The sequence below is a fragment of the Streptomyces sp. NPDC003284 genome, assembly GCF_053589675.1.
This window is the reverse complement of sequence record NZ_JBSFSI010000002.1, coordinates 201234-213616: the sequence shown is the minus strand read 5'-3', so window position 1 is coordinate 213616 and position 12383 is coordinate 201234. Positions and strand designations below refer to the sequence as shown.

General features: G+C 70.7%; 8 protein-coding genes and 3 tRNA genes. 7 read left to right on the top strand and 4 right to left on the bottom strand.

Translation table 11 applies throughout. From position 1 onward, the window contains the following. The first annotated feature begins 73 nt into the window (after positions 1-73). From cas3 to ACWDYF_RS04450, 3 genes are all read left to right on the top strand, one after another. On the top strand, positions 74-3061 hold the full coding sequence (gene cas3, locus ACWDYF_RS04460) for a CRISPR-associated helicase Cas3' (protein ID WP_389467134.1): 2988 nt from the start codon (positions 74-76) through the stop codon (positions 3059-3061). A 529-nt stretch (positions 3062-3590) separates the two neighbouring features. Further along, positions 3591-4328, top strand: coding sequence for an ANTAR domain-containing response regulator (locus tag ACWDYF_RS04455; RefSeq protein ID WP_389467137.1), 738 nt, complete (start codon positions 3591-3593; stop codon positions 4326-4328). 184 nt (positions 4329-4512) lie between these two features. Then, complete coding sequence (locus ACWDYF_RS04450; protein WP_176148838.1) at positions 4513-4680, top strand: hypothetical protein; 168 nt, start codon at positions 4513-4515, stop codon at positions 4678-4680. A 121-nt stretch (positions 4681-4801) separates the two neighbouring features. Here the strand turns inward: ACWDYF_RS04450 and ACWDYF_RS04445 are convergent. The 3 genes from ACWDYF_RS04445 to ACWDYF_RS04435 form a co-directional block, all read right to left on the bottom strand. Further along, positions 4802-4875: transfer RNA gene (locus ACWDYF_RS04445), tRNA-Ile, on the bottom strand. Positions 4876-5085: 210 nt separating this feature from the next. Next, positions 5086-5158 (bottom strand) — tRNA-Asn (locus tag ACWDYF_RS04440). A 5-nt stretch (positions 5159-5163) separates the two neighbouring features. Continuing rightward, a tRNA-Asn gene (locus ACWDYF_RS04435) sits at positions 5164-5236 on the bottom strand. 145 nt (positions 5237-5381) lie between these two features. Between ACWDYF_RS04435 and ACWDYF_RS04430 the strand changes: the two genes are divergently transcribed. The 4 genes from ACWDYF_RS04430 to ACWDYF_RS04415 all read left to right on the top strand — a co-directional run bounded on the left by ACWDYF_RS04430 (position 5382) and on the right by ACWDYF_RS04415 (position 11033). Further along, on the top strand, positions 5382-5684 hold the full coding sequence (locus ACWDYF_RS04430; RefSeq protein WP_018570679.1) for a hypothetical protein: 303 nt from the start codon (positions 5382-5384) through the stop codon (positions 5682-5684). 61 nt (positions 5685-5745) lie between these two features. Then, on the top strand, positions 5746-7200 hold the full coding sequence (locus ACWDYF_RS04425) for a xylulokinase (protein ID WP_389467141.1): 1455 nt from the start codon (positions 5746-5748) through the stop codon (positions 7198-7200). A gap of 171 nt (positions 7201-7371) precedes the next feature. Beyond that, entirely contained in the window at positions 7372-9105 is a 1734-nt protein-coding gene (locus ACWDYF_RS04420; RefSeq protein ID WP_381743348.1) for an ABC transporter ATP-binding protein, read from the top strand. Continuing rightward, a complete protein-coding gene (locus ACWDYF_RS04415; protein ID WP_389467145.1) occupies positions 9105-11033 on the top strand; it encodes an ABC transporter ATP-binding protein in 1929 nt (642 codons plus the stop codon). The genes ACWDYF_RS04420 and ACWDYF_RS04415 overlap by 1 nt, the downstream gene beginning before the upstream one ends. Positions 11034-11089: 56 nt before the next feature. On the opposite strand, the gene ACWDYF_RS04410 is transcribed toward ACWDYF_RS04415, so the two are convergent. Then, positions 11090-12343 (bottom strand): RNA polymerase sigma factor, encoded by a 1254-nt coding sequence (locus ACWDYF_RS04410; protein WP_389467148.1) that lies wholly within the window; start codon positions 12341-12343, stop codon positions 11090-11092. Between the last annotated feature and the right edge of the window lie 40 nt (positions 12344-12383).

The following is a 12383-nucleotide window of genomic DNA, read 5'->3' as shown; positions in this document are numbered from 1 at the left end:
TTGCCAGCACTGTTGCGGATGGGGACAGTAGCACCATCTGGAGAGGAATATGACGACTAGTCATAATTGGTCAGTGCGAAGGCACTTCTTTATCTGGGCCAAGACCGACCGGTACAGAAACAGTCGTCGCGGGGGCGGCCCGGCGTGGAATCCGCTGCTCGCTCACGCTCTCGACACAGCCGCCTGCGTCGCTCAGCTGTGGGACCGATACCTCCCCCTCACGGCCTGGGCCCGGCTCGCCGACGCGTTCGGCGGCGGCCGTGAGGACACGGCCCGCCGAGTGGTGATGTTCCTGGCCGCCCTGCACGACCTCGGGAAGGGCTCCGGGTGCTTCCTGCACATGTTCGGCGCCAGCCGCTGGGACGGCCCCTATCTGCGGCAGGCCCGTATTGAATGGGAGCGTCAGGCCCGCGCCGCCGGTCTTCCCCTCGGCAAGGATCTCGATGCCCAACCCGGCGCGCGACATGAGCACATCACCGCCGTACATCTGCCACGGCTCCTCGGCTGCATCTGCGAGGACTGCGGCGGTACCGGCTCGCCATCAGCCGGACTCCACACCACCGCTACCCTCCTCGGCGGCCACCACGGAGACGTCCCCAGCCCCGACACCATCGGCCGCGCGGCCATGGCTGCCGACATCACAGACTGGCTACCGATCTACTCAGAACTCATCCAGGACACGGCCGACCTGATCGGAGTCGATCTCACCACCCTCCCCCAGTTGGTGGTGCCCGAACGCCCCAGCGCACTGGTGCTCTTCGCCGGGCTGGTGATCCTCGCCGACTGGATCGCCTCCGACGAATCCCACTTCACCTACCGCACCCTCACCACCAGCCCGCCCCAGTGGTGGCACGCCTCCGGCATGCAGGCCCGCGCCGCGGTCACGCGACTACGGCTGGACGCCTGGCAGCCCGAGCCCACCGCCGACTGGACCGACCTGTTCCCCGACACCGCACCGCGCCCCTTCCAGTTCGCCGGCATGGCCGCCCTGCCCGCCACCGGTCCCGCGCTCGTCATCGTCGAATCCGACACCGGATCGGGAAAGACCCGCCTCGCCCTGTGGTGCGCCCACCACCTCGCCGTCACCTGCGGATACCAGGGCCTATACATGGCCATGCCAAACCGGGCCGCCGCCAACCAAACGGCCCGCGAGATCGCCGGCTTCATGGACCGGGCCCTCGGCGAGCAGAACACGGCCAACCTCGCCGTCGTCCACAGCACGGCGGAAGCCACCGACTTCGTCCACCAGCTCCTCAATGCCGGGCGCACCCGGACGCAGGCGGCACTCGACGGGCTCGAGGACTTCATCTCCACTCCCTCGCCCGACGACCCCCTACAGCGCCGGGCCGTCCTCAGCCCCTGGTACCTGCGCCGCTGCCTGGGCCTGATCGCCCCCTTCGCCATCGGCACCGTCGACCAAGTGGCCCTCGCTGCCCAGCCCAGCCATCACTGGATGCTGCGCATGTTCGGCCTCGCCGCCAAGACACTCATCATCGACGAGGCCCACGCATACGAGCTCTTCCAGCAAGGACTCCTCGAAGCCGCCATCGCATGGCTCGCCGACGCCGGCGCCTCCGTCGTCGTCCTCTCCGCAACCCTGCCTACCGCCGTACGCACCGCCCTCATCCAGGCGTGGTGCGACGGCCACCGGGCCCCCGTGGCGCACACGGACCAGACCGGCCCCATCACCGTCGTAGACCAACACGGCGCCATCACCCGCACCGGCCAAACCAACAACGCCAGCCGAAGCAGCCAAAGCGACCGGACCGCCCCTACGGAGCTGCATACATTCATCGATTTCCAGCCCGATCCCGGCAGCGCCGCCCTCGCCGCACAACTGATGGACGAGGTTGCAAAGGGCGGAGTCAGCCTCGTCATCCGCAACCGCGTGACCACAGCCGTCGACTTGTACAGAGCCGCCACTCACAGCGCCCAGAGGCACGGATGGTCACCGAGAGAGATCATGCTCCTGCACGGCCAGAACCTGCCCCGCTACCGACTCCCCGGTGAAGACCTTCTGATCAAGCGCCTCGGCCTGGGCAAAGACCGCACTCACCGCAACCCCGAGCGGCCACACCGTCTTCTGGTCATCGCCACGCAAGTTGCAGAGCAGTCCCTCGACATCGACTTCGACCGGATCTACACCGACCTCGCGCCGATCGACGTCCTGATCCAGCGTCGCGGCCGCATCCACCGGCACCAAGTCAACGACTCCTCACGGCCCGAAGTGTTCCGCAAGCCCCTCATGACCATTCTCACCCAGCCTGGCGCCGACGAACTGCCCATGGTCGAACCTCCGAACCTGGGCGAAGCACGGTCTCAGGGCAACCCTGACGGCCACGTGTATCCCCCCTACCTCTTGGCCGCCACCTGGTACACCCTCATCCGACGCGCCCGCGAAGACGGCACCGTGCATGTCATCACGCCTGCAGACACCACCTCATTGATCGAAGACGTCTACGGTCCAAAACCCACCGTCGTCGGGGCACTCGGCGAGCTTCTCGACCGCACGTCACGCCGCCTGCAAAGCGACCACGGCAACGAGGAGGGCCAGTCCCGCAGCCGTGCGTTCCGTCCCTTCACCCGCCGCGGCAGGTCAATTCCCGCGACCGACCTCGCATCCGGCAAGAGCCACGGCTCCGGCGACAGCAACGGCATCGCCGGCATCCGCGCCATCTCCCGCCTCAGTGAGCCTGCGATCGACGCCATCCTCCTGTACAAGCAGCCAGACGGCATCCTCAGTTACGACCCATCCGGGCAGCGACGCGCTGACCTCGCCCGCTATGGCGCCCACTCCCCGGCCCGCCACCGACAGCAGAAAGACCTCCTCCTCAACACCGCGTCCCTGCCCGCACGCTGGTTCACCGGATTGAATGCCCTCCCTCTGCCCGAAACCTGGCCGATCGTCCCCCGCGCGGCCCTGCGAAACCGCTACGTCGGCCTGTTGAACCCCAGCACCGGGACTTGCATCAGTGGCCCCACCGGTATCACTTGTGACCCCGTCACCGGCTTGACCAGGTGGACTGGGCAACAAATTCAGCCAGCCGACCACAACAGCTAAGGTGCTGCCTAGCCCCATTCGGGCATAGGTCAAGAGCGCGTCCATTCTGACCTTTGGCCCCCGCGCAGGCGGGGATAACTCCGGCAACCCCAGCTGGGACTGCACCGGGTTCATGCCAGCCCCGCGTGCGCGGGGATAGCCCCCAGCTCTGACCGCACATCCGGAAGACGGTTGCGTCGGCCCCGCGCTGCCGGGGACGGCTCCACCCAGCCCTTCAGGAAGCACTCGACGCGGTGGTCGGCCCTACGCATATGGGGATAGCTCCCGGTCCCGGGTCGACGGGATGCCGAAGGGCTCGTCGGCCCGCACGCGGGGATTGCTCCGCCGCCCCCTCATCAGCATCCTCCTCGAGTCGGCCCTGCGATAGCTCGGGCGTGCCGCTCACGACCGGGACGGTGACAGAGTCGGCCCCGCGCATGCGGGAACAGCTCCGCGGACGCCGCTCGGCACGGCCGCGCCCCGGTGGCGACGGGGAACGCGTCGTCGCGAGGACGCGCGCGGACTGCCGGGGACGGAACAGGGCGGGAACATGACCTCAGCGGCACCACCACCTCTCCCACCTCTCGCGCGACGGCTGACCACACTCGTGGACGCCCTGACCATCGACCTACGCACGTTCCCGGACGGCCGGGCCCTGCTGCGCCCGCGCGGCGAACTGGTGCACGGCTGCGCACAGGCGCTGGCGAAGGCCCTGGCCGGGCTGACGCCGGGGACGACCCGCATCGACCTGGACATGGCCCGGGTGACCTTCATGGACACGGCGGGACTGGAACTGCTGGACGCGCTCGACGAGTACGGCCGCCGCCACCTGCTCCCGGTGACGGCCACCGGCTGGACGGGACAGCCGCGGCGCATCCTGGAGCTGGCCGGCCTGGACACCGAGGACCCGCTGCGCCCGGCGGACGGCCGGCCCCCGGTCCCGGCGGCGCGGGCGGCCTCCGCGGTGGCCGCGGAACGGGCGGAGCGGCTCGGCCAGTTGCAGCAGGAGGTGGCGCAACTGCGGCAGGCCATCGCCTCCCGCCCGGTGATCGACCAGGCGCGCGGCATCCTGATGGCCGCGCACGCCTGCACCCCGCAGCAGGCGTGGGACATCCTCCGGGAGGCATCGCAGCGGACGAACACCAAGCTCCGCTCGGTCGCCGCCCGGGTCGTCGCGAGCGCCCGCCCCGACGGCCCGCCCCCGCCGGACGCCCTGTGCCACGCCCTGAGCGAGGCGGCCGCCCGTACGACGGCCGGGGAGGACCCCGAAGCCCCCCGGCGCCCGTGACGACGCAGAGGGCGGCGTGAGCGGCGTGAGCGCCCTCGCAGGGCGCGCGAAGGGCACGAACGGACACTCGGGCTTCCGTGGGGTTCCCCGCTCAGGGGGTACTCGGCCCGGCGAGTGACCAGCCTGACCAGCCTGACCAGCCGGATCAGCCCGACCGGGCCCGCATGTCCGCAGGAGCAGCACGATGAGAGAGCACACCCCGTCCCAGGCCGAGGGCGAACGGGACGACGACGACACCCGGCGCACCGCCGAACCGCCGGACACCCCCTACCCGACCCCCTCCCAGGCGGAGGGCGACCGCGACGACCTCCCGGAGACCTCCGACGCCGCCGACGACGGCCGACGCCGCTGAGCCGGGAGGCCGTAAGGGGACGAGCGGTCCAAGTGGGTGAGCGGTGGCCGCCGCTTCGGCGTGGCGACCACCGCGACCGCGTACGGACAGGTCAGATCGATTCTGCGCCTGCACTGCGAGGTGGGGCGGGTGGGACTCGAACCCACGGCCGACGGATTATGAGTCCGCTGCTCTAACCGGCTGAGCTACCGCCCCGTCCGGCGCGTCGCGTACACGTGTGCGCGCCGTCTGCCGCAGCATAGCCGCTCATACGATCTCCTGCTTCGCCATGGGCGGCTCACCGCGGTCTTCCTGACCTTGAGGACTCCTGCGAGGTCACGGCGGTTCCCCCGAACATGGGTCCGACAGGTACCCGGGGTGGGGCCGGACATGAAAAAGGACCCCGGAGGGTCCTCGTTCAGCATGCTCCCCCGACTGGACTCGAACCAGTAACCTGCCGGTTAACAGCCGGCTGCTCTGCCAATTGAGCTACGGAGGACCGAGCTCCCCCGACTGGACTCGAACCAGTAACCTGCCGGTTAACAGCCGGCTGCTCTGCCAATTGAGCTACGGAGGAATGCCTCGTCGCATCGAACGCGTCTTCCGGGGTAGTCCCCGGTGAGCGCGCGCTCGCTGCGACACATACATTAGCGCAAGCAGGGGGGTGCTCCGCCAATCGGTTCCCCCGGGCTCCGACGTCGAGGCAAGGAAGGGTGGCCACCATGCGCTACCGGCTCGTGTTCATCGCAGGGCTGGCACTGGGTTACGTACTGGGCACCAAGGCGGGACGTGAGCGCTACGAGCAGCTCCGCAAGTCCGCCCGTCAGGTCGCGCAGAACCCCGCCGTGCGCAACACCGCGGAGACAGCGGCCCAGCAGGGGCGGCAGTTCGCGGGCAAGGCGTACCACGCGGTGAGCGACCGGGTCGGCGACCATGTCCCGGACTCGGTCGCGCAGCGGGTCCGCTCCCTGCGCGAGCGGGCCGGCGGCAACGGCGCGGACGACTGGGGCACCAGCAACACCTGAACCGGGGGAACCACCCGGCCCCCGCCCCACCCCGGTGCCGGGATGCGGCAGAATTTTCCGCATGGGGATAGTCGCCGGGTTGGACAGCTCACCTGATTTCACTCGCATCGTGGTCTGTGACACGGACACGGGGGCCGTGCTCCGGCAGGGCTACGCACCGCATCCGGTGGAGAGCCCCGAGGGGGGTGGCCGTCCGGCGGACGTGGATCCGCAGGCCTGGCTGCTCTCGCTCGGGGAGGCCGCGGGCGGCGGACTGCTGGAGGGCGTGCAGGCCATCGGCGTCTCCGCCCAGCAGAACGCGCTGGTGCCACTGGACGGCCAGGGTGCCACCGTGCGCCCGGCGCTGGTCGGCGGCGACCGGCGGGCCCAGGCCGCCGCCGCGGACCTGGTCGACTCCTTCGGCGGCCGGGAGGCGTGGGCGCGGGCGGTCGGCTCCGTGCCGCAGGCCGCCCAGCCGGTCACCAAGCTGCGCTGGCTCGCGAAGAACGAGCCGGAGGCGGCCGTCCGCACGGCCGTGCTGATGCAGGCGCACGACTGGCTGGTGTGGCAGTTGCTGGGCCGCCCGGCGCGGCGGACCACCGACCGCGGCGGCGCCTCCGGCACCGGCTACTGGTCGGCGGCCACCGGCGCCTACCGGCCCGACCTGGTCGAGCTGGCGCTCGGCCACCAGGCGGTGCTGCCCGAGGTGATCGGCCCCGCCGAGGCGGCCGGTACGACTCCGGAGGGGCTGCTGATCTCGGCGGGTACCGGGGAGACCATGGCCGCCGCCTTCGGTCTGGGCATCGGACTGGGGGACGCGGTGGTGTCGCTGGGCGCCTCCGGGTCGGTGATGGCCGTGCATCCCGAGGCGCTGGTGGACCAGAGCGGGATGATCACCTCGCTCGCCGACGCCACCGGCATGCATCTGCCGGTGGTGACCACGCTGAACGCCGTACGGACGCTGCGCGGCACCGCGGAGCTGCTGGGCCTGCCGGATCTGGAGGCCCTGTCCGAGCTGGCGATGACATCGACGCCGGGCTCGCACGGACTGGTGCTGCTGCCCTATCTGGAGGGCGAGCGGACCCCCGCGCTGCCGCACACCGCCGGGACGCTGTCGGGTCTGCGGCGGGAGTCGATGAAGCCGGAGCATCTGGCGCGGGCCGCCTTCGAGGGCATGCTGTGCGGGCTCGTGGACGCGCTGGACGTGCTGCGCGGCCGGGGCGTGGAGGTGCGGCGCGTCTTCCTGCTCGGACCGGCCGCCGAACTGCCCGCGGTACAGGCCGCGGCGCCCGCGCTGTTCGGCGCGCAGGTCGTCGTGCCGCAGCCCGCCGACTACGCGGCGATCGGCGCCGCCCGGCAGGCCGCGTGGGCGCTCGGCGTCTCGCGGGGCACCCTCGACCCGCACAGCCCGCCGGCCTGGCAGGGCGCGGCGGCCCAGGTGCTGGAGCCGGGCGAGGACCTGGCGGTGGGCCAGGCGGTGCGCCAGCAGTACACGGCGGTACGCGAACAGACCCATCCGGGTGCGTTCAGCGCGTAGTGCGCCGTTCGCCGCGTACCGGACACCGGAGTCGAAGCGCGGGCCGGGCGGGGTGCCCGGCCGGTCCGCGCTTCGATCGGGTTAATCAGTTGAGGTAACACGGGCGGAGTGTCCGACGATAGGTGCCAGGGGACATCGACCGCCCCCACCGCCGACTCCGAGAGACCCAGCGTGCTCATACGACTTCTGCGGACCTATCTCAGGCCCTACAGGAAACCCATCGCTCTTCTGGTGCTGCTTCAGTTCCTCCAGACCTGCGCCACCCTCTACCTGCCCACGCTGAACGCCCACATCATCGACAAGGGCGTGGTGAAAGGTGACACGGATTACATCCTGACGTTCGGCGCCGTGATGATCGCCATCTCGCTGGTGCAGGTGGGATGCAACATCGGTGCCGTGTACTACGGCGCCAAGACCGCCTCCTCGCTCGGCCGGGACGTGCGGGCCGCCGTCTTCGACCGGGTGCAGTCCTTCTCGGCGCGCGAGGTCGGCCAGTTCGGCGCGCCCTCGCTCATCACGCGTACGACCAATGACGTCCAGCAGGTACAGATGCTGGCCCTGATGACGTTCACCCTGATGGTGTCGGCGCCCATCATGTGCGTGGGCGGTGTCGTGCTGGCCCTCGGCCTGGACGTGCCGCTGTCGGGCGTCCTGGTCGCCGTCGTACCGGTGCTGGGCATCTCCGTGACGCTGATCGTGCGCCGGCTGCGCCCGCTGTTCCGGTCCATGCAGACCCGCCTGGACACGGTGAACCGGGTGCTGCGCGAGCAGATCAGCGGCAACCGCGTCATCCGCGCCTTCGTCCGCGACGGCTACGAGAACGACCGCTTCCGCGCGGCCAACGGCGAGCTGACCGAGATGTCCCTGGCCACCGGCCGGATGCTCTCGCTGATGTTCCCGATCGTGATGACGGTGGTCAATCTGTCGTCCATCGCGGTGGTGTGGTTCGGCGCACACCGCATCGACAGCGGCAGCATGATGATCGGCGACCTCACCGCGTTCCTCGCCTATCTGATGCAGATCGTGATGTCCGTGATGATGGCCACCTTCATGTTCATGATGGTGCCGCGCGCGGAGGTCTGCGCCGAGCGCATCCAGGAGGTCATGGACACCGAGTCCAGCGTCGTCGCGCCCCTGGCACCCGTGCGCGAGCTGCGCAGCCACGGCCATCTGGAGCTGCGCGGGGCGGGCTTCCGCTACCCGGGCGCCGAGGAGCCGGTGCTGAAGGCCGTCGACCTGACCGCCCGGCCCGGCGAGGTGACCGCCGTGATCGGCTCGACCGGCAGCGGCAAGTCCACCCTGCTGGGTCTGGTGGCGCGGCTGTTCGACGCGACCGACGGCGAGGTCCTGGTCGACGGCGCCGATGTGCGCACCCTGGACGCCAAGCTGCTGGCGCGGACCGTCGGCATGGTGCCGCAGAAGCCGTACCTGTTCGCGGGCACGGTCGCCACCAACCTTCGCTACGGCAATCCGGACGCCACCGACGAGGAGCTGTGGCAGGCGCTGGAGGTGGCGCAGGCCAAGGAGTTCGTCAGCAGGCTGGAGGGCGGTCTGGACGCGCCGATCTCGCAGGGCGGCACCAATGTGTCCGGCGGCCAGCGCCAGCGCCTGGCCATCGCCCGCACCCTGGTGCAGCGCCCGGAGATCTACCTCTTCGACGACTCCTTCTCCGCCCTCGACTACGCCACCGACGCGGCCCTGCGCGCCGCGCTCACCCGGGAGACGGCCGAGGCGACCGTCGTCATCGTCGCCCAGCGGGTGGCGACCATCCGGGACGCCGACCGGATCATCGTCCTGGACGAGGGACGGGTCGTCGGCACCGGCCGCCACCACGAGCTGATGGCGGGCAACGAGACGTACCGGGAGATCGTGCTCTCCCAGCTGACGGAAGCGGAGGCTGCCTGATGGCGGGGCCGATGGGACGGATGATGGCCGGGGGCTCCCCGGACAGCCGCTCGATGGACTTCAAGAGGTCGGGCAAGCGGCTCATCGCCCAGTTCCGGCCCGAACGGGCCACGATCTGCCTCCTGCTGGCGTGCGTGGTGGTGAGCGTCACCCTCAGCGTGATCGGGCCGAAGATCCTCGGCAAGGCCACCGACCTGGTCTTCGCGGGCATCATCGGCCGGCAGTTCCCGGCCGGGATGTCCAAGGACGAGACCCTGGCCTCGCTGCGCGCGCACGGCCAGGGCTCGGTCGCCGACATGCTCCGGAGCACGGACTTCACGCCCGGACAGGGCATCGACTTCGGTGCCGTCGGCGAGGTGCTGCTGTTCGCGCTGGGCACGTTCCTGGTGGCCGGGCTGCTGATGGCGGTGGCGACCCGGCTGGTGAACCGGTCGGTCAACCGGACCATGTTCCGGATGCGCGAGGACGTGCAGACCAAGCTGTCGCGGCTGCCGCTGTCCTACTTCGACAAGCGCCAGCGCGGCGAGGTGCTCTCCCGCGCCACCAACGACATCGACAACATCGGGCAGACCCTGAACCAGTCGATGGGCCAGCTCATCAACTCGCTGCTGACCATCGTCGGCGTGCTCATCGTGATGTTCTGGGTCTCCTGGCTGCTGGCGCTGGTCGCGCTGGTGACCGTGCCGCTGTCGTTCGTCGTGGCCACCCGCGTGGGCAAGCGCTCCCAGCCGCACTTCGTGCAGCAGTGGCGCTCCACCGGCCAGCTGAACGCGCACATCGAGGAGATGTACACCGGGCACGCCCTGGTGAAGGTGTTCGGCCGCCAGGAGGAGTCGGCGCGGCAGTTCGCCGAGCAGAACGAGGCGCTGTACGAGGCCGGGTTCAAGGCGCAGTTCAACAGCGGCGTCATGCAGCCGCTGATGATGTTCGTGTCCAACCTGAACTATGTGCTGGTCGCGGTCGTCGGCGGACTGCGGGTCGCCTCGGGCACGCTGTCCATCGGTGATGTGCAGGCGTTCATCCAGTACTCGCGGCAGTTCTCGATGCCGCTGACCCAGGTCGCGTCGATGGCGAACCTGGTGCAGTCGGGCGTCGCCTCGGCCGAGCGGGTCTTCGAACTGCTGGACGCCGAGGAGCAGGAGGCCGACCCGGTGCCGGGCGTGCGGCCGGAGGAGCTGCGCGGGCGGGTCGCGCTGGAGCACGTGTCCTTCCGCTACGCGCCGGACAAGCCGCTGATCGAGGACCTGTCCCTGACGGTCGAGCCGGGCCACACGGTCGCGATCGTCGGCCCGACCGGCGCGGGCAAGACCACCCTGGTCAACCTGCTGATGCGGTTCTACGACGTCACCGGCGGCCGGATCACCCTGGACGGGGTGGACATCGCCCGGATGTCGCGCGACGAACTGCGCTCCGCCATCGGCATGGTGCTCCAGGACACCTGGCTGTTCGGCGGCACCATCGCGGAGAACATCGCCTACGGCGCCCCCCGCGACGTGACGCGCGGCGAGATCGAGGAGGCGGCGCGGGCCGCGCACGCGGACCGGTTCGTACGGACCCTGCCCGACGGCTACGACACCGTGATCGACGACGAGGGCAGCGGGGTCAGCGCCGGTGAGAAGCAGCTCATCACCATCGCGCGGGCGTTCCTGTCCGACCCGGTGATCCTCGTGCTGGACGAGGCGACCAGCTCGGTCGACACCCGTACCGAGGTGCTGATCCAGAAGGCGATGGCCAAACTCCAGCACGGCAGGACGTCGTTCGTCATCGCGCACCGGCTCTCCACCATCCGGGACGCGGACACCATCCTGGTGATGGAGAACGGCTCCATCGTCGAACAGGGCGCGCACGACGAGCTGCTGGCCGCCGACGGCGCCTACGCCCGCCTGTACAAGGCGCAGTTCGCGCAGGCGGTCGCGGAGGTCGACTGAGCGAGGGCCGCTCCGGCCGGTACGCGGGAGGGGTCGCCCTGCGGGGCGGCCCCCGTTCAGTCCAGGTAGCCGCGCAGCTGGTCGGCGAAGGTGTGGTCGCGCAGCTTGTTGAGGGTCTTGGACTCTATCTGGCGGATCCGCTCCCGGGTCACGCCGAACAGGCGCCCTATCTCCTCCAGGGTGCGCGGGCGCCCGTCCACCAGGCCGTAGCGGAGCTGGACGACCTTGCGTTCGCGCTCCCCCAGCGTGGAGAGCACCGCGTCCAGGTGCTGGCGCAGCAGCAGGAACGCGGCCGACTCCACGGGCGAGGCGGCGTCGCCGTCCTCGATGAGGTCGCCGAGGGCCACGTCGTCCTCCTCGCCGACGGGGGCGTGCAGCGAGACCGGCTCCTGCGCCAGCCGCAGCACCTCGCTGACCCGCTCGGGCGGCAGTTCGAGGTGGGCGGCGACCTCGGCCGCGGTGGGCTCGTAGCCGCGCTCCTGGAGCATCCGGCGCTGCACCCGCACCACCCGGTTGATCAGTTCGACGACGTGCACCGGTACGCGGATGGTGCGGGCCTGGTCGGCCAGTGCCCGGCTCATCGCCTGGCGGATCCACCAGGTCGCGTACGTGGAGAACTTGTAGCCGCGGGCGTAGTCGAACTTCTCCACCGCCCGGATCAGCCCGAGGTTGCCCTCCTGGACCAGGTCGAGCATGGTCAGCCCGCGGCCGACGTAGCGCTTGGCGACCGACACCACCAGCCGCAGGTTGGCCTCGATGAGGCGGCGCTTGGCGAGGCGACCCATGACGACCAGCCGGTCCAGGTCGCCCGCGAGCGCGCTGTCGAGGTCGTGGGCGCCGCTGAGCTTCTCCTCGGCGAAGAGACCGGCTTCGACGCGGCGGGCGAGGTCCACCTCCTCGGCCGCGCTGAGCAGCGGGATGCGGCCGATCTCCCGCAGGTACTGCCGGAACAGGTCCGCGGTGGGCCCGCCGCTGTCGGCGCGGGCCGGGACGGCGGCGGGCTCGGACTCCTCGGCGGGCTCACCGGCTTCGGCGGGCCCGGCGGCCTCGGACGCGCCGGGCTCCGGCTCGGCGGCGGGCGGCTCCTCCGGTTCGCCGGGCTCCGTCGCGTCCGGGTGGTGCGCGACCCGGTCCTGCGGGGGCACGGCCGCCGCCAGGACGAGATCGGTGGCGCTGTCGGCAGGGGTGATGAGGGTCTGGGTCTGCACGCGGGCGACCTCCAGGATGATCGCTGCTGACCTGTGCGGCAGCGGTACTCGGGGGACGGGGTCGACGGCCTCGCCGCTGTCCGTCCTGTACGCGATGAGCACGGCCGCGGGAGGAGAGACCCGTGGGGGGACGGACCGGCCG